Below are 206 nucleotides of genomic sequence, written 5' to 3' on the forward strand. Positions count from 1 at the left end.
GAATAGCCGAAGGCGGTGGACATCATCCCGACTGCGACGCTGAGTCCAAGGCCGCAGACCGCATAAGAGAAGATGCGAGCCTGCACTGGCCCAGCCGGCGCCGGCGAGAAACGAAGCACTTTCTCAATAACGATTGCTGCGGCGAGGAGATCTTTCGTTAGTCCCAACCCCAATCGCACATGAGTGATCATTGCGGCTTGGTCGTT

At 57.8% G+C, this 206-nt stretch carries 1 pseudogene; it reads right to left on the bottom strand.

The window, feature by feature from the left end:
* Positions 1-191, bottom strand: a pseudogene (locus ACZY1I_RS32375) (EspA/EspE family type VII secretion system effector); the annotation flags it as partial.
* Between the last annotated feature and the right edge of the window lie 15 nt (positions 192-206).

The organism is Mycobacterium sp. IDUB_37, from assembly GCF_055419245.1.